The following is a 16,744-nucleotide window of genomic DNA, read 5'->3' on the forward strand; positions in this document are numbered from 1 at the left end:
TCCCATGCAGCGCAACGAATGGATCAAGTTCCAGTTGCGCATACGGGGCAGCTCCCTGTCACAGCTTGCCCGTGATCTGGGCGTTACGCGCCAGGCGGTTCGCAACGCACTGTCCTCGCGTTACCCGCGCATGGAGCGGGTCATCGCCGCGGAAATCGGTCTCGACCCGGAAATCATCTGGCCGGAACGATATCGCAAGGACTACACCGCACCAAACGAATGAATCACACTCGCGGATTTCTCCGGGGCCGCGATCCCGGGGGCATGGAAGGTTATTCGCCTGCTCAGGCCACCCGGTTTCCATAGATATTCTATAGCCATGTAAACATGGAGCATAACCAGCGCGATGAGGTTGTGCAATCGCGCCCCGACTTCGGACCGTGAAAAGGGCGTTTGGTTCCGTTCGCGACACCTGGGAGGCTGTCCGGGTCTCTCGGACAGACTCCTAGGACTCCTCTCCCGGCGGCACGTATCCTTCCGGCCGCTGCGAGCCCTCACCGAAGAAGAATTTTTCCATCTCGCTCTCGAGAAACTGCCGTGCCTTCGGGTCCACGGGCGTCAGGCGCATTTCATTGATCAGCATCGTCTGATGCTGCAGCCACATCTGCCACGCCTCTTTCGAGACCTGGGCATGGATGCGCTGTCCGAGTTCGCCGGGGTAGGGGGGGCGGTCCAGGCCCTCGGCTTCGCGGTCGAGTTTGATGCAGTGAACGGTGTTGCCCATGACGTCTCCGCTTGTGGTCGGGAGGACAATGTGATCCTCAGCCCTCTATGGTGACATCCCTTGCGCCAATGCGGGAATCCGCGACCCGCGAATCGGGCGAAACGGCGCGCGCTCAGCGACGGATCAGGCGCTTTTCCGCCCGGTCGAGGGCCGCCGGCGTTCCGGTAATCACGACCACATCCCCCGGGGCAAGCGTGGTGCCATCGTCCGGGGCGTCGGTTCGGGTGCCCGCGCGGGTCAGTGTAGCGACCTGCACGCCCAGGGCATCCAGCCCCAGGGCGCCGATCGACTCGCCGACGCTGCCGGCCGCTCCCGGGAGCGTGACCGCGCGCATTTCCAGCCGCTCGGGATCGGCGTCCTCCGATCCCGGAAACAGGGCGCGCAGCATCTCGTAGCGGTCGTGTCGCACCGACCGGATCCGTCGCATGACGTCGTCGGTTGATTGACCCAGCAGGAACATCAGATGCGACGCCACCATCAGGCTCGCTTCGAGCGTCTCCGGGATCACCTCCGTCGCGCCCGCGTCCAGCAGTTCGTTCAGATGCCCGTCGTCCGGGGCCCGGACGAGAATGGGCAGATCCGGCTGCGCGGTGCGCACCTGATGGATCGTGCGGATGGCGGCATCCGGGTCGTCGAGGGTCAGCGCGAGCGCGCGGGCCCGGTTGAGCCCGGCCGCTTCGAGCAGATTGAGGTGCGTGCCATCGCCGTAGGTGACCGGGGCGCCGCTCGCGCGGGCATTCTGCACGCGCACCGGATCGCGATCGATCGCGTTCCAGGTGAGACCGGCTTCATCGAGCAGCCGCGCCACCTGCTGTCCGACACGCCCGAACCCGACCAGCAGAACGGCGCCGGCCGACTCGTTGTCCGGTCCCGGTGCCGCTCCAGCGGCGTTCGCCGCTGCCGGGGGTACGAACCACTGCACGATCGCCCGGTTGAAACGCAGGGCAAGCGGGGCCACTGCCATCGACAACAGCAGTGCGGCGAGCACGGCCTGCCCGTAATCGGGCGGCAGGAGATCGCCATCGAGCGCGATCGTCAGGAGGGCGAATCCGAACTCGCCACCGTGCGCCAGCACCAACGCGGTACGCGCGCCGGCCTCCAGCGGCATCCGGGCGAGGCGACAGAGGAGGAACACCAGTGCGAACTTGAAGACGACCAGGGCGCCGAAGAGGAGCAGGATCCACGGCCACGCCACCGGCAGGATCGAGAGGTCCAGCAGCATGCCGATACTGACGAAGAAAAGCGCCAGCAGGACGTCGCGAAACGGGCGGATTTCCGCCTCGATGGTGTGCCGGTAGGGGCTCTCGCCGAGCATGATGCCGGCCACGAAGGCGCCGAGAGCGGGCGATAGACCGAGGCTCGCCGTCAGCCAGGCCGAACCCAGGGCGACGCCGAGGGCCGTCAGCGTGAACAGTTCACGTGACTGCAGGGCCGCGACGCCGGTCAGCGCGGGCCGCAGCAGAAAGCGGCCTGCGACCAGGATGGCTCCGAGAGCAAGTGCGCCTTTTACCAGCGCGATACCGAGCGCCACGGCGATGGGCGATTCGCCCGGGTTGGCGAGGCCGGATACGATCACGAGGAAAGGCACCACGGCCAGATCCTGGAACAGCAGGACCCCGAGTGCGGAGCGGCCGTGGTGCTGACCGAGTTCGAGCTGATCGGTGAGCTGTTTGGTGACCATCGCGGTGGACGACATGGCGACGACGCCGCCGAGGACGACCGCGCCCGGCACGTCGATGCCCATGGCACGGGCGGCGAAGTACGTGACGACCGACGCGATCACGACCTCGGCGCCGCCGAGCCCCAGCAGTGCGCCGCGGATGCGCGCAAGCGCCGGGAGGGACATCTCGAGGCCGATGGTGAACAGCAGCAGGACGACGCCGAGTTCCGCGAGTGAACGGATCGTTTCGACGTCCTGAACCAGCGCGAACGCACTGGGCCCCGCGGCCAGGCCGACCGCCAGATAGCCGAGCACGGCGGGCAGGCGCAGGCGCAGGAATACCGCCGCGGCGCCAACCGCGATCAACAGCAGCATCAGGAGGTCGTAGAAGGCTTCGGGTGCGTGCATTCAGTCCTCGTGAGACGTCCGTGTATGCGGATCGCGGTCGCTGAACCGATCGGTCTACCAGCTTGTTTCACTGACGCGGTTCACGGGGGATAATACATGCCCGCCCCGGTGGCGGTCCCTCCTGCCAGCAATACGGAATGGATACGATGGTCGACATGAATCGCCTCGACAGCGCGGACGCGGATTTCACTCGACGTCTGGCGAATCTGCAGCACGATGGTGGAACCGCGGATGCCGACATCCTTCAGACCGTCCAGCAGATCATCGAGGATGTCCGCGTGCGGGGTGACGCGGCGGTCGTGGAATTGACCAACCGTTTCGATCGGCGCGACGCGCAGAGCATGGCCGATCTGGAACTCGGACGTGAAGCCCTCGATGCCGCGCTCGCAAGATTGTCGGCCGCTGAGCGGGGTGCCCTCGAGCACGCCGCGGAGCGGCTCGCGGACTACGCCCAGCGCCAGAAGCTTGATAGCTGGAGTTATCGCGACGCGGACGGCAGCCTGCTGGGGCAGCAGGTCACGCCCCTCGACCGGGTCGGTCTGTACGTTCCCGGTGGCAAGGCGGCCTATCCCTCCTCCGTGCTGATGAATGCGATCCCGGCGAAAGTCGCCGGGGTCGATGAGCTCGTGATGGTCGTGCCCATGCCGGGTGGCGAGGTGACCGATCTGGTGCTCGCCGCCGCGGCGATCGCGGGGGTGGATCGGGTGTTCGCCATTGGCGGTGCCCAGGCGGTTGCGGCGCTGGCCTTCGGTACCGAATCCGTGCCGGCGGTGGACAAGATCGTCGGGCCGGGCAATTCCTATGTCGCCACCGCCAAGCGACTCGTTTATGGCGTAGTCGGCATCGATATGATCGCGGGGCCTTCGGAGATCCTCGTGGTGTGCGACGGCGCGACGGACCCGGACTGGATCGCGCTGGACCTGTTTTCCCAGGCCGAACACGATGAGGAGGCCCAGGCGATCCTCGTCTCCTGGGACGGCGATTTCCTCGACCGGGTGGCCGCCGCGATCGACCGCCTGCTGCCGGAGCAGGAGCGGCGGGACATCATCGGCGCGTCGCTCGCCGCCCGCGGCGCCCTGATCCGGGTGCGGGACCTCGACGAGGCGGTCGCCGTGGCCAACCGTATCGCGCCCGAGCACCTGGAGCTCTCCGTCGACGATCCCGAATCGGTTGCCCCCCGGATCCGGCACGCGGGCGCGATTTTCCTCGGTCGTCATACGCCCGAGGCGTTCGGGGATTATTGCGCCGGTCCGAACCACGTGCTGCCGACCTCGCGCACGGCCCGTTTCTCGTCGCCACTCGGCGTCTACGATTTCCAGAAGCGGACCAGCCTGCTCGGGTGTTCCCCGGAGGGCGCGGCGCGCCTCGCACCGACCGCGGCGACCCTCGCGCGCGGTGAGCGCCTGGCCGCGCACGCGGAATCGGCCGAAGCCCGGCTGCCCGGGACGGAGACATGAGCCCGGCCAGCGACTGGATCCGGCCGGATATCCAGGCGCTCGCGGCCTATCACGTCCCCGAGGTCGGGGAGGTGGTGAAGCTGGACGCGATGGAAAATCCCTACACTTGGCCCGATGAAGACATCCGGGCCGAGTGGGCGGCGCGGGTGGCCGGGGTCGGCGTCAACCGCTACCCCGATCCGCGGGCTACCGAACTGGTGGCAAGCCTGCGGGAGCACACCGGGTTGCCCGAAGACCAGGCGCTCCTGCTCGGCAACGGCTCGGACGAACTGATCCAGCTGGTGACCCTGGCGCTGGCCCGGCCCGGCGCGAAGGTCCTTGCGCCCGAGCCCACCTTCGTCATGTATCGCATGATCGCCACGTTCTGCGGGCTGGAATTCGTCGGCGTCCCGCTCACGGCCGATTTCGGTCTGGATATGCCGGCGATGGAGGCCGCGATCGAGGCGCACGATCCGGCGGTCATCTGGCTTGCGTGGCCGAATAATCCGACCGGCAACGCATGGCCGCGTGCCGAAGTTCACCGGGTTGCCGACGTGGCACGCGGTCTGGTCGTTGTGGATGAGGCCTATCAGCCCTTCGCCCAGGACAGCTTTATCGGCGAGCTCGGTGACCGTGACAACGTCGTCGTGTTGCGGACATTGTCCAAGCTGGGGCTGGCGGGGTTACGGCTGGGTTTCCTGGCGGGGCCGACCGCCTGGCTCGGCGAAATCGACAAGCTGAGACTGCCGTATAATGTCAACGCGTTGACCCAGGCCGGGGCCGCGTTCGCGCTCGAACATTTCGACCGCCTGGACCGTCAGGCGACAGAGATCCGCAGGGAACGGGATGCGCTGGCTGCGGCACTGGCCGCCCTGCCGGGTGTGACGGTTTATCCAAGCGCCGCCAATTTCATACTCCTGCGGGTACCGGCGGGATCCGCCCGAAGGCTGTTCGAGGGGCTGCTCGCCGAAGGTATCCTGATCAAGTGCCTGGATGGCGCGCATCCGGCCCTGGCGGATTGCCTGCGCGTGACCGTCGGTACACCGACCGAGAACGCATTGCTCGCGGAGGCGCTGAAGCGCCAGGTCAGCGCGGTGGCCTGATGGAACGCCGGATCGTCGGATTCCACACCGATGCGGAAGATGACTGGGTCGCCGACCTCGACTGCGGCCACACCCGGCATGTCCGCCACCGACCCCCCTGGTTCAGCCGCCCGTGGGTCATCGACCCCGAACAGCGCGCCGCCGCCATCGGCACTCCCATGGACTGCGTCAAATGCGACCGCGGCGAGCCTGTGCCCGCGGGATCCGATACTTCTGCGGGGCATGGGAGGTCGGGAACCACGAATGAACACGAATGAACACGAATGGGTATGAGGGCGTCCGGTCCTTCTGAAATTGCGCTGATGCGTCGGTGGTGCCGGGATGCTCACGGGGAACCACAGACAAACACAGATAAGGCAAAAAATCAGCGATAAGTTGAACTTAAGCGTTCGCGGCCACTTTCCGCCGACTTTTTCTTTTGTCGGTGTTCATCTGTGGTTTGTATCTTCGGGTTCTCCCTGGAAGCAACCTTCCAGCGAAGCTCCTCCGCGGGCTGATACGCCCTGCGGCAGCATTCGTGTTTATTCGTGTTCATTCGTGGTTCTATTTCCTCAGTAATCGCTGTTCGTTCGCCGCAAACAGAAAGGGCCCGACCTTGCGGCCGGGCCCTCGTACAGCGAGAGGCTGCAGGTGCGTCTTACATCTCGCCGGTGACCCAGTAGTTCACCAGCTTCGGATGGTTCTTGACGTACCACTCGGCCGCCTGCTCGTAGTCGGTCTGCTCACCCTTGTCCATGCCCTTCTGGACCTGGTCCAGCGGGATGGTCATGCGGTCGAGCATCTCGAAAACGTCGGGGAATTCGCGATAGAAACCGGTACGGGCAACGATGTCGGCGCGCTCGATGCTGCCGAGCGTGCCCTTGGGATCGTCGATGTAGCGCAGATCCCAGCGCCCGAATTTCCAGTGCGGCTTCCAGCCGGTGACGACGATCGGCTCTTCGTTGTTGATCGCGCGCTTGAGCGCGGCCGTCATGCCGCTGCCGGAGGAGATAACGAGGTTATAGCCCATGTCCTTCAGGCCATACTCGTCCATCGCTTTCTTCGACAGTCGCGTGAGACCGGCGCCCGGGCCGATGCCGATGATCTTGCCGTCGAGCATCTCCATCACGTCCTCGTTCTTGAGGTCCTCGATGGAGCTCAGCTTGTCCTTCGACACATAGTCCGGGACCACCCAGCCGAGACTGGCACGGCTGTAGACCGGCCCGAGGTTGACCACCTTGCCGGCCGTCCGGTCGAAGTAGTCCGAGTGCGTGTCGGGCAGCCAGGCGTCCGTGTGGAAATCGAGGTCGCCGGAAGCAACCGCCTGATATACGGCGGCCGGATCGGCCTTGGTCATCTCGACCTCATGGCCCATCTTCTCGGTGACGATGTATTCGGCCACGTGAGAGGTGAACAGGGCGTCCGACCAGTTGAAATAACCGATCTCGACGACGTCATTGTCTTCGGCATGGGCCGTCCCGAAAGCCGAAAGGCCTACGGCGACAGCCACTCCAATTGCTGCAAAGCGTTTCATGGTGAATCTCCCATGGTTTCTGCTTTTGCGAGTGGTCACCGGAATCGGATCCGGTGTGCGTATGACGGCACCGTCTTACCGGCGCCGCTCCCCCGCGCCGAACGCGATGGGGAGGGACATGAGCGTGTCACTGTCGAGTACAGCATAAAGCCCATGCCGCACTTGATGCCAGGCGGCGGGATGTGGAAACGCGCGCGACGGCCCCTCAAGCCACTGGGCGAGCGCCCGCGTCCCGCTCCCGGCGGGCCGCCAGGGTTCGCCGGACGGGGTGCGCCATGTACACTTGTGCAATAGAGTTCGCGCGGGAGCGGGCCGAACCGGGGGAGGGTATGGCCGAGACGGGAACGCTGGTCGACTATGCGAACAGTCTGCTGGAGGTCAACGCGCTGCGTGACTACAGCCCGAACGGCCTGCAGGTTGCGGGCCGGTCCGAAACCGTACGCCTGATGACCGGTGTAACCGCCTGCCAGGCGCTGCTCGAAACCGCCCGTGAGTGGGAGGCCGACGCGCTGCTCGTGCATCACGGCTGGTTCTGGAAGAACGAACCGCCACAACTGACCGGCATGAAGCTCCGACGCGTGCGTACGGTCCTCGAGGCCGGTTTCAGCCTGCTCGCGTACCATCTGCCGCTCGATATCCACCGCGCGTATGGCAACAATGCCGAGCTCGCGCGGCTGCTCGGGATCACGGTCGCCGGCCAGCAGTCGGCCGGCGGGGTTCCGGATCTGTTGTGGTTCGGGCGTCTGGATGAGCCGGTCGAAGCCCGGGCATTCGGCGAGCGGATCGGCGAGCGTCTCGGGCGTGCCCCGCTGCATCTGGGGCCCGATGGTGGCGCCATCGAAACGGCCGCGTGGTGCACCGGTGCAGGGCAGGATTTTATCGACGACGCGGTCGCGCGTGGGGTCGATGCGTTCATTACCGGGGAAGTGTCCGAGCGCACCGCGCACACCGCGCGGGAGCGCGGAATCCATTTCTTTGCCGCCGGTCACCATGCCACCGAGCGCTACGGTGTTCAGGCGTTGGGGGGCCATCTGGCCGAGCGTTTCGGCCTGGAGCACCGCTTCGTCGATATCGATAACCCGGTATGAGCGGCGCTCCACAGGTCCGGGGGGCTATGGTATCCTCGCGCCCTTTGAGCCATCGTGCGTGCGTATGCGCCGCGCGCTGGCGTAACCAACACCAGAACACTGACCCCCGGGAGACATTCGATGGCCTCGGATGAGATGGATCCCACGCGCCGCCGCTTCCTGACCGGCGCCACGACCGTGGTCGGCGGTGCCGGCCTGCTGGCGGGGATCGTGCCGTTCGTAAATTCCATGTCGGTCAGCGCGCGTGCGCAGGCGGCGGGGGCCCCCGTCGAGGCCGATATCAGCAGACTGGAACCCGGGCAGAAGGTCACCTACGAGTGGCGGGGGAAACCGGTCTGGGTCGTCCGCCGAACCGACCGTATGCTGGAGACGCTCGCGAAACTGGAGCCGCAGCTCGCGGATCCCGACTCCAGCGGCTCTGACCAGCCGCCATACTGCGAAAATCCGGAGCGCGCGCGCCAGGACCGCCGTGACGTGCTGGTCATGGAAGGCGTCTGCACCCACCTCGGGTGCTCTCCGAGCTACTTCCCGGATGCGGGTGGCGAACTGGGTTCCGACTGGCTGGGCGGTTTCTTCTGCCCCTGTCACGGCTCGAAGTACGATATCTCCGGGCGGGTCTACGCGGGTCAGCCGGCGCCGAAGAACATGCCGGTTCCGCCGCATATGTACGTCAGCGAGAATGTTCTGCTGATCGGCGACGACGAGAGGGGCTAAGGGGATGGGCAAGGTTCTGGCCTGGGTGGATGACCGCTTCCCGCTCACGAAAATGATGCGGGAGCATCTCACCGAGTATTACGCACCGAAGAACTTCAACTTCTGGTACTACTTCGGTTCGCTCGCGTTGCTCGTGCTGGTATTGCAGATCGTGACGGGGATCTTCCTCACGATGCACTATCAGCCGTCGGCGGAGCAGGCCTTCGCCTCCGTCGAGTACATCATGCGCGATGTCGAGTGGGGCTGGTTGATCCGGTACATGCACTCCACCGGCGCATCGATGTTCTTCGTTGTCGTCTATCTGCACATGTTCCGCGCGCTCTTGTACGGGTCGTACAAGAAGCCGCGCGAACTGATCTGGATCTTCGGCGTACTGATCCTGCTCGTGCTCATGGGTGAGGCCTTCATGGGTTACCTCCTGCCCTGGGGCCAGATGTCCTACTGGGGCGCGCAGGTCATCATTTCGCTGTTCTCCACGATTCCGTGGATCGGCCCGGATCTCGCACAGTGGATTCGTGGCGATTACGTGATTTCCGGCGCGACGCTGAACCGTTTCTTCGCGCTGCACGTGATCGCGATGCCCCTGATCCTGCTGGCGCTGGTCGTCGCGCATATCCTCGCGCTGCACGAGGTCGGCTCGAATAATCCGGATGGCGTGGACATCAAGAAGAACAAGGATGCGGACGGCAAGCCGAAAGACGGCATCCCGTTCCACCCCTACTACACGGTCAAGGATCTGGTTGGTGTGGCGGTGTTTTTCATCGTCTTCTTCCTGATCGTCTTCTACATGCCGACGATGGGCGGGTATTTCATTGAGCCGCCGAACTTCAAGCCCGCGGACCCGCTGAGCACGCCCGCGCACATCGCGCCGGTATGGTATTTCACGCCGTTCTACTCGATTCTGCGATCCGTGCCGTCGATGTACGGCTCGGCATTCCCGGGCGTGATCGCGATGGGGCTGTCGATCGTGTTGCTGTTCTTCCTGCCCTGGCTGGATCGCACCGACAACAACCCGGTCAAGTCGACACGCTATCGTTCCATCTGGCACAAGCTGCTGCTGGGGATGTTCGTCGTCGCCCTGTTCGGCCTGGGCTATCTCGGGACGCAGGCGCCCAGCCCGGTCAAGACGCTGATTGCACAGATACTGACCGCGGCGTATTTCGGGTTTTTCCTCGGTCTGTATCTGGTGAGCCGTTTCGAGAAGACCAAGCCCGTGCCGGAAAGGGTGACGCACTGATGATCAAGCGAATCGCACTGATCGCGGCGGTCCTGTTCCCACTGAGTGGATTCGCCGCCGGCGGCGGCGCGCAGGGCGCCTACTGGGAGCAACCGAACGTCAACCTCGATAACGAGGCATCGTTGCAGCGTGGCGCGCAGTTGTTCGTGAACTACTGCATGGGCTGCCACACCGCGAAGTACCATCGGTGGATGCATGTCTCCGAGGATCTGGATATCCCGGCGGATGTGGTCGAAGCGAATCTGATCTGGACCACCGACGAAAGCGGCAAGAAGGATCAGGTCGGTACCCTGATGAAGAACGCCATGAGCAAGGAATATGGTTCGGACGTCTTCGGCAAGGCGCCGCCGGATCTGACGCTGACCGCCAGGGAGCGCGGACCCGGCTGGATCTACAATTACCTGCAGACATTCTATGTCGACGAATCGTCGCCGACCGGCGTGAACAACGCCGTGCTCGCCGGCGCGTCGATGCCGCACGTGATGTGGGAACTGCAGGGATTCCAGCGTCCGGTTTACACGGAAGACTCTGATGGCGAAAAGCACATCGAGTCGTTCGAGCTGGTCCAGAAAGGGTCCATGTCGCCGGAAGAATTCGATCGCGCCATGAACGATCTCGTGAACTTCATGGTCTACCTCGGCGAGCCGGCCCGGATGGACCGCACCGCGATTGGCGGCTGGGTCATCCTCTTCCTGCTGGTCTTCCTCGGCTTCGCCTATGTCCTGAAGAAGGAATACTGGAAGGACGTCCACTGACAGCACCGCAATCCCCCGGCGCGACCCGATGGGTCCGCCGGGCGATACCACATTCGCGTCTTCGAGTCGGAAAATCCGCATGACGGTAACGCACCGCAGCGTAATGACGCTGTTTTCTTCGCCCGATTCGGTCTTCAGCCATCGTGCACGCATCGTTCTGGCCGAAAAGGACATACAGGCCGTGATCCAGCAGATCGACGGCGGTCAGCCGGCCGAGGATCTGTACGATCTGAATCCGTATGGATCGCTGCCGACCCTGGTCGACCGGGATCTCGCGCTGTATGACTCGCGCGTGATTGTCGAGTATCTGGATGAGCGATTCCCGCATCCGCCCATGATGCCGGTCGATCCCGTCTCCCGGGCCCACGCGCGACTGGCGCTCTATCGCGTGGAAACCGACTGGTACACGCTGCTGGATGATCTGGAGACCGGTGAGAAATCGCGCCGCGACAAGGCGCGGACCGCCTTGCGGGACAGCATCAGTGCGGCCGCGGATGTCTTCGCCGCCCGGCCGTTTTTCCTCAGCGAGGAGTTCAGTATGGCCGATGCGTGGATCGCCCCGATCCTCTGGCGGCTCCCGCATTGGGGGGTGAAACTGCCCAAGCAGGCCAGCGCAGTAGAGGCCTACGCGGAGCGGATCTTTGCGCGTGAGGGATTCCGCCGCAGCCTCAGCGAAGCGGAACGTACCCTGCGCTGAGACGGCCTGGCGGCACATTCCAGTCGGACCTCCCGGCACGGATACGTGGCCGCCCGGCCCGGATTCGCTGCACTGCGAGCCCCTGGTGCTGGCCGGATCGGGGGCCGGGCGCGTATCATGGGTGGCCAGCATTACGCGGAGCCGGCCCATGAACTCCAGTCGACCCTATCTCCTTCGGGCGATCTACCAGTGGATCGTCGACAACGACTGCACCCCGCATCTGCTCGTGAATGCCTGGGCACCTGGCGTTCAGGTTCCGATGGATTATGTCGAGAATGACAAAATCGTTCTGAACGTCGGGCCGGCGGCCGCTCACGGTATCGAACTGGGCGACGAGGCGGTGACGTTCGACGCCCGCTTCGGTGGGCGCCCGATGTCGGTCATCGCGCCGATTCCTGCCGTATTGGCGATTTATGCCCGGGAGAACGGGCAGGGCATGCTCTTCACCGAGGACGATGGCAGTGATGCCGAGGCCCCGGACACCGAAGCCGCGCCCGCCGACGAACAGCCGCAGGAGTCGAGCGATTCCGGGGCGGCGAAGAAACCGAACCTGAGGGTGATCAAGTAGTCCCGCCGAACAGCTGCCGATCGACCATATCGCACAGGCAGTGGATTACCAGCAGGTGGACCTCCTGGATACGTGCGGTGGAGTCGGACGGTACGCGGATCTCGACATCGGACGGTCCGAGCAGGGCCGCCACATCGCCGCCATCCTTGCCGGACAGGGCGATTACGTTGAGGCCGCGGTCGTGTGCAGCGTTGACGGCGGCGACGATACTGGCGGAACGCCCGCTGGTCGTGATCGCAAGCAGGACATCGCCCTCGGACCCCAACGCCTGAATCTGGCGCGCGAACACCTGCGTGTAATCGTAATCGTTGGCGATGGCCGTCATCGTTGGCGTATCGGCCGTCAGCGCGATCGCCGGCAGCGCGGGGCGCTCGAGTTCGAACCGATTCACGAGCTCCGCCGCGATATGCATCGCGTCCCCGGCGGAACCGCCATTCCCGCAACCGAGGAGCTTGCCGTCCCCGAGCAGGCATCGCGTGATGGCCTCGCCCGCGGCAACGATCGTAGCGGGCAACTGTTCTCGCGCCGTGCGCTTGGTCTCGATGCTGGCTTCGAAGAGATTGTCTACGCGTTCAACGGGGTCCATCTTCAGTCCAGTTTTCTGTTGCTCGGTCGGTTCAGGTAATCAGCCCGCGCTATCCGCGTCGAATGCCGCTTCGATCCATTGGATCCGGTCGTAGCCGTCGACCGCCACCACATCGAAACGCGCGGGTCGCTGGTCCAGTCCGTGACAGTGGAGGTAGGCGCGGGCGGCATGGATCAGCCGCTGGCGTTTGCGGGCGTCGACGCTGGCGACACCGCCGCCGTAATCGCGCCGCGAGCGATAGCGGACCTCGACGAATATGATCTGACCGTCCCGGGCCTCCATGACGAGATCGATTTCACCACGCCGGGCGCGGAAATTCGCATGCCGGAGCCTCAGGCCCGCCGCCTCGAGGCGCTGTCGGGCGAGGTTTTCCGCGGCCTCGCCCACCGCGGCGCGCGAGGTCGCGCGGGGGCTCACGAATCGCCGGCCCGCGTCCGGATGTCCTCGCCGAGTTCTTCCTCTTCCGGGGTCGCTTCGGGTCGATTGACCGGAACCGGGCGCCCCTTGATGAAAGTCGCCCAGCGCGGTTGCCTGTGGATACGCTGCTCGGCGTCGAGTGTGAGCCGACCGGTGCGTCCGTTCAGAACGGCCCGGTCGTTTTCGCCAAGGCGCCCCAGGTGTGGCAGTACGGCGAATGCATCGATGCCCAGGGCGTAGAGCCTTGGATACTGCCCGCGCGACCCAGGCCAGTGCTCGGTGACCGACCGGTAGAGCGGGTCCGGATCGTCGAGATTGTCGAGAATCCACGGCAGGTCCGTGAAGAACAGGCCATTGAGATCCCAGTCGGAGTCCGGATCCGGTACGCCCGAGAAAACGTGCGACGTGGCGTAGACTGGTAGATCGCCGGCTCGATGGAACTCGAGCTGCGGCTCGAGCAGGCGCGCCTGGCGGGGCATGGCCGCCATGAAGATCACCTCGATATCCTGTCGGCGTCGGGGCTCGAACCGCACGTCCCTGCCGATGGTGTTCTGCAGCCGGCGTTCACGCGCGTAGCTGCTGTCGAGATTCAGCAGGGCCTGAATCGAACGTCCGTAATCACTGGCCTCGCTGTTATAGCGCGAGCTCTCGACGATGACGCCGCCCATGGTTTCGTAGCGTGAGCGGAAGCCATCGATCATGCGCCCACCCCAGTTGCCCGCCGGAACGAGCGTGACCGCGTTGAAGTGATCGTTCTGGATGGCGGCATCCGCGGCCTCGCGCGCTTCGTCTTCGGGCAGCAGGCCGAACTGGTAGAGATCCTGAGGCCGCTTTTCGGCGTTGTCCGGCAGGTAATTGAGGCTCAGGATCGGTGTTTCCAGTGGCCCGCGCCCGGCGAGCTCCGCGACCGCGTCCTTGGACAGCGGACCGATCACGAACTCGGCGCCGGCGTCGACCGCGCGCTCGTAGGCGGCCGTTACGCCAGGGCCTTCGGAGCCGGTGTCATAGACCGCGATCCGTGGACGCTCGACATAGTCGGGCTGGTCATAGTACGCCGCCATGAGGCCATCGCGGATCGCCTGACCGGCATTGGCCAGCCGACCGCTGAGCGGAACCAGCAGGGCCATACGCCGGGGCCAGGTCATCTCCTCGGTTACTCGATCACGAAGGGTGGCCACAAACCGGGCGCTTGCCGGGTGACCGGCGTAGTCCTCGCGCCAGGCATCGAGCACCGTCGGCACCGGTTTTTCGCCCATACGGGCACGCTGGACGGCAAGCGCGAGTTCCGCCCAGCCGTTGAGCACGGGCGCATCCTCTTCTGCGCCCAGCTCTCGCAGGCGGTCGGCCGGCAGTCCCTGGAGCAGGGACCAGATCGCCTCGTGGTTCGCGTCGATGGCGTCATCCGCGGAGAGCAGTTCTTCGCGCTCGATGCGGATGGCCAGCGCCCGCCCCGGTTGTCCGGTGATGCCGTAGGCATCCGCCCGTACCGCGAGGATGCGCGCCCGCAATTCGTCGTCCATGTCCTCGGTGACCGGCGGCAGCAGCCGCAGGGCGCGCACGCCCTGGCGCTGCACGATCGCCCCGCGGGCGTCGACGATCGCTTTGCGGGTCTCGAGTTCCGGGGGGACCGTCCGGGCATCGAGTTCGCGTTGCCACTCGAGCGCCAGTTCGGGAAAGCCCGCGTCGAACAGAGCCTCGACGATCTGCAGCCGCCAGCGCTGGGCCTGCTCGGGCTCGGCCTCGTCGGCCAGGTCGCGATAGATCCGCACGGCAGCCAGGGGCTTGCCCGCATCGAGCAGGTCGCGGGCCTCGGCCTGGGCCTGTTCAACAGCCTGTTCCTCGGCCGACGGCCCCGCCGGAGGGCGGGTCGCGCAGCCGGCGATCAGGACGAGCAGCAGAGCCGGGATTGTGACGGCGCGAAGCGCTTTGAACCGCATGGTGGTTTCCACAGGTGTGGGCGTGCCGATCGCAGCGCGCGAACCTCGTCGCGCGGCAGGGTCCTTATGCGGCCCCCCGGTAACGGGGCCGCGATGCGCCGTGCCGGGACAGTTGGCCGGATGGCCAGGGACTGCCGGTGGCGATGGCGCAGGGGCGCTCGCGGGGCCGGGCGGCGCGGTGGCAGTATCGTGAGCGCTCAGTCGCCTGTCAACGGCGGTGTGCTGGGCGGCGCGCGGCCGCGACTTGTTTCCATCGCGGCGCATGGGCACAGTCGCGCCATGTCCACGTCCCCGCCCTCCGAATCCACCCATGGAATCCTGTATGTCGTCGCCACGCCGATCGGCAATCTGGCCGACCTGAGCGAGCGCGCCAGGACCTTACTGGCGACCGCGGATGTCATCGCGGCAGAGGATACCCGGCACACGGGGCGTCTGCTGGCCACCTTTGATAGCCGGGCCGAGCTCGTGTCACTGCATGAGCACAACGAGCAGGCGCGGGTTCCGAGCCTCGTCGCCCGCCTACAGGCGGGTGCGTCGATCGCGCTGGTCAGCGACGCGGGTACACCCGGTGTCAGCGATCCAGGTTATCGCTTTGTGGTGGCTGCGCATGAGGCGGATTGCCGCGTGGTACCGATCCCCGGGGCCTCGGCGGTAATCGCGGCATTGTCGGCCGCCGGCCAGCCGACCGATCGGTTCGTGTTCGAGGGGTTCCTGCCGTCCCGCGCGAGTGCGCGTCGGGAGCGACTGAAGACGCTCGCGCGCGAGGAGCGGACCCTCGTGCTGTACGAGTCCTCGCATCGAATCGGGGCGGCGCTGGCGGATCTGTCGGCGGTATTCGGGGCGCAGCGGCCGGCGACCCTGGCGCGGGAGCTCACGAAAGCCTACGAAACGGTGTATCGGGCCACACTGGGCGATCTGGCGGCATGGGTCGATGCCGATCCGAATCAGCGCCGTGGCGAAATCGCCCTCGTGGTCGCGGGGGCCAGCGAGGCGCCGGCCGGGTCCGCCGGCATCACGCTTGCGGATGCACTGGATGCCCTCCTGCCGGAATTGCCGCCGGCGCGAGCGGCGGCGGTGGCCGCCCGCCTGACCGGAATCAAGCGTCGCGATGCGTACCGGGCGGCGTTGGCCCACCAAAGCGGGGGCGATGAGGGCGATTGAAGGCGTCGGGTCCACGATCCCCCACGCGTCGCCCCACTTTGTACCACCCGAAACCGTACGGGCCCGTACGCGTCGCCGCGCGATCGGGGCGCTAGCGGGCCGTGCCTCTGGCGTAGGGTCGCCCGAACGCAGTATATTCATCCCCGGAGTCGGCCAGGCAGCCGCTCCCGCCCTTGGGCGGGGGAGGAAAGTCCGGGCTCCACAGGGCAGGGTGCCAGGTAACGCCTGGGCGGCGTGAGCCGACGGAAAGTGCAGCAGAGAGCAGACCGCCATTCTTCGGAATGGTAAGGGTGAAAGGGTGCGGTAAGAGCGCACCGCGTCGGTGGCAACATCGACGGCACGGCAAACCCCACCCGGAGCAAGGCCAAATAGGGGAACGCTCACGTGGCCCGCGTGGTTCCCGGGTAGGCTGCTTGAGGCGGGCGGTGACGCCCGCCCGAGATGGATGGCTGCCCACGACAGAACCCGGCTTATGGCCGACTCCATCTTTTTCGGATCGATCAGGCGGCGGCATTCCCTCGGGATGCCGCCGCTTTCATGTCGGGCATCAGGTTGCGTTCGCAACTTCATGATTCCTTGGGCGCAACTGCCGGTCCACTCCCACCGTATTTCGTAAGTCCCTGTCGCTGCTGGACTTTCGGTATTCCACAAAGTCGGTTTCAGCTTGACAGGTGGTTTTGGCGCTACCTATAGTGTCTTCTAGTGGGGAATAGTGGGTAATCGTGGTTCCCCGTGGCGAG

The 16,744-nt window shown here is 65.5% G+C and carries 17 protein-coding genes and 1 other RNA gene; 12 read left to right on the forward strand and 6 right to left on the reverse strand.

Going from position 1 to position 16,744, the window contains the following annotated elements; translation table 11 throughout:
- Nucleotides 1-4: 4 nt before the first annotated feature.
- Entirely contained in the window at nucleotides 5-223 is a 219-nt protein-coding gene (locus A0W70_RS01235; protein ID WP_070987562.1) for a helix-turn-helix domain-containing protein, read from the forward strand.
- A gap of 222 nt (nucleotides 224-445) precedes the next feature.
- Here A0W70_RS01235 and A0W70_RS01240 read toward each other — a convergent pair whose 3' ends face one another.
- Nucleotides 446-724, reverse strand: coding sequence for an oxidative damage protection protein (locus A0W70_RS01240; RefSeq protein ID WP_070987567.1), 279 nt, complete (start codon nucleotides 722-724; stop codon nucleotides 446-448).
- Nucleotides 725-836: 112 nt separating this feature from the next.
- Nucleotides 837-2,792 (reverse strand): monovalent cation:proton antiporter family protein, encoded by a 1,956-nt coding sequence (locus A0W70_RS01245; RefSeq protein ID WP_070987569.1) that lies wholly within the window; start codon nucleotides 2,790-2,792, stop codon nucleotides 837-839.
- 146 nt (nucleotides 2,793-2,938) lie between these two features.
- Between A0W70_RS01245 and hisD the strand changes: the two genes are divergently transcribed.
- The 3 genes from hisD to A0W70_RS01260 are packed head-to-tail and all read left to right on the forward strand — an operon-like array spanning nucleotide 2,939 to nucleotide 5,588.
- Nucleotides 2,939-4,249 carry a histidinol dehydrogenase gene (gene hisD / locus A0W70_RS01250; protein ID WP_070988242.1) on the forward strand — a complete coding sequence of 437 codons (1,311 nt, stop codon included), beginning with the start codon at nucleotides 2,939-2,941 and terminating at the stop codon, nucleotides 4,247-4,249.
- Nucleotides 4,246-5,331, forward strand: coding sequence for a histidinol-phosphate transaminase (hisC, locus tag A0W70_RS01255; protein WP_070987571.1), 1,086 nt, complete (start codon nucleotides 4,246-4,248; stop codon nucleotides 5,329-5,331). Before hisD ends, hisC begins: the two co-directional genes overlap by 4 nt.
- Nucleotides 5,331-5,588 carry a DUF3565 domain-containing protein gene (locus tag A0W70_RS01260; protein WP_070987573.1) on the forward strand — a complete coding sequence of 86 codons (258 nt, stop codon included), beginning with the start codon at nucleotides 5,331-5,333 and terminating at the stop codon, nucleotides 5,586-5,588. Before hisC ends, A0W70_RS01260 begins: the two co-directional genes overlap by 1 nt.
- A gap of 380 nt (nucleotides 5,589-5,968) precedes the next feature.
- On the opposite strand, the gene A0W70_RS01265 is transcribed toward A0W70_RS01260, so the two are convergent.
- Nucleotides 5,969-6,844, reverse strand: coding sequence for a glycine betaine ABC transporter substrate-binding protein (locus A0W70_RS01265; protein WP_070987575.1), 876 nt, complete (start codon nucleotides 6,842-6,844; stop codon nucleotides 5,969-5,971).
- Nucleotides 6,845-7,173: 329 nt separating this feature from the next.
- Between A0W70_RS01265 and A0W70_RS01270 the strand changes: the two genes are divergently transcribed.
- From A0W70_RS01270 to A0W70_RS01295, 6 genes are all read left to right on the forward strand, one after another.
- The gene (locus A0W70_RS01270; protein ID WP_070987576.1) at nucleotides 7,174-7,932 is read left to right on the forward strand and encodes a Nif3-like dinuclear metal center hexameric protein; all 759 of its coding nucleotides are present in this window, start codon (nucleotides 7,174-7,176) and stop codon (nucleotides 7,930-7,932) included.
- 120 nt (nucleotides 7,933-8,052) lie between these two features.
- Complete coding sequence (gene petA / locus A0W70_RS01275; RefSeq protein WP_070987578.1) at nucleotides 8,053-8,646, forward strand: ubiquinol-cytochrome c reductase iron-sulfur subunit; 594 nt, start codon at nucleotides 8,053-8,055, stop codon at nucleotides 8,644-8,646.
- A gap of 4 nt (nucleotides 8,647-8,650) precedes the next feature.
- Entirely contained in the window at nucleotides 8,651-9,883 is a 1,233-nt protein-coding gene (locus A0W70_RS01280) for a cytochrome b (RefSeq protein ID WP_070987580.1), read from the forward strand.
- The gene (locus A0W70_RS01285; protein ID WP_070987582.1) at nucleotides 9,883-10,638 is read left to right on the forward strand and encodes a cytochrome c1; all 756 of its coding nucleotides are present in this window, start codon (nucleotides 9,883-9,885) and stop codon (nucleotides 10,636-10,638) included. The genes A0W70_RS01280 and A0W70_RS01285 overlap by 1 nt, the downstream gene beginning before the upstream one ends.
- 73 nt (nucleotides 10,639-10,711) lie before the next feature.
- The gene (locus A0W70_RS01290) at nucleotides 10,712-11,335 is read left to right on the forward strand and encodes a glutathione S-transferase N-terminal domain-containing protein (protein WP_425402590.1); all 624 of its coding nucleotides are present in this window, start codon (nucleotides 10,712-10,714) and stop codon (nucleotides 11,333-11,335) included.
- Between the two features lie 148 nt (nucleotides 11,336-11,483).
- A complete protein-coding gene (locus tag A0W70_RS01295) occupies nucleotides 11,484-11,903 on the forward strand; it encodes a ClpXP protease specificity-enhancing factor (RefSeq protein ID WP_070987584.1) in 420 nt (139 codons plus the stop codon).
- Here A0W70_RS01295 and A0W70_RS01300 read toward each other — a convergent pair.
- From A0W70_RS01300 to A0W70_RS01310, 3 genes are read right to left on the reverse strand one after another with little or no spacing between them, the layout of a single operon-like run.
- Complete coding sequence (locus A0W70_RS01300) at nucleotides 11,896-12,489, reverse strand: phosphoheptose isomerase (RefSeq protein ID WP_070987586.1); 594 nt, start codon at nucleotides 12,487-12,489, stop codon at nucleotides 11,896-11,898. The two genes, A0W70_RS01295 and A0W70_RS01300, sit on opposite strands and share 8 nt — an antisense overlap.
- Before the next feature lie 39 nt (nucleotides 12,490-12,528).
- Nucleotides 12,529-12,906, reverse strand: a complete 378-nt coding sequence (locus tag A0W70_RS01305) for a YraN family protein (protein WP_070987588.1) — start codon at nucleotides 12,904-12,906, stop codon at nucleotides 12,529-12,531.
- Nucleotides 12,903-14,843 carry a penicillin-binding protein activator gene (locus A0W70_RS01310; RefSeq protein WP_070987590.1) on the reverse strand — a complete coding sequence of 647 codons (1,941 nt, stop codon included), beginning with the start codon at nucleotides 14,841-14,843 and terminating at the stop codon, nucleotides 12,903-12,905. The genes A0W70_RS01305 and A0W70_RS01310 overlap by 4 nt, the downstream gene beginning before the upstream one ends.
- A 279-nt stretch (nucleotides 14,844-15,122) precedes the next feature.
- On the opposite strand from A0W70_RS01310, the gene rsmI reads away from it, so the two are divergent.
- Together rsmI and rnpB are read left to right on the forward strand one after the other, a co-directional pair.
- Nucleotides 15,123-16,004 carry a 16S rRNA (cytidine(1402)-2'-O)-methyltransferase gene (rsmI, locus tag A0W70_RS01315; protein WP_070987592.1) on the forward strand — a complete coding sequence of 294 codons (882 nt, stop codon included), beginning with the start codon at nucleotides 15,123-15,125 and terminating at the stop codon, nucleotides 16,002-16,004.
- 145 nt (nucleotides 16,005-16,149) lie between these two features.
- Nucleotides 16,150-16,492: RNase P RNA component class A (rnpB, locus tag A0W70_RS01320), an RNA gene on the forward strand.
- The last annotated feature ends 252 nt before the right edge of the window (nucleotides 16,493-16,744 follow it).

Origin of the sequence: Halofilum ochraceum, from assembly GCF_001614315.2 — a bacterium.
Lineage (GTDB): Bacteria > Pseudomonadota > Gammaproteobacteria > XJ16 > Halofilaceae > Halofilum > Halofilum ochraceum.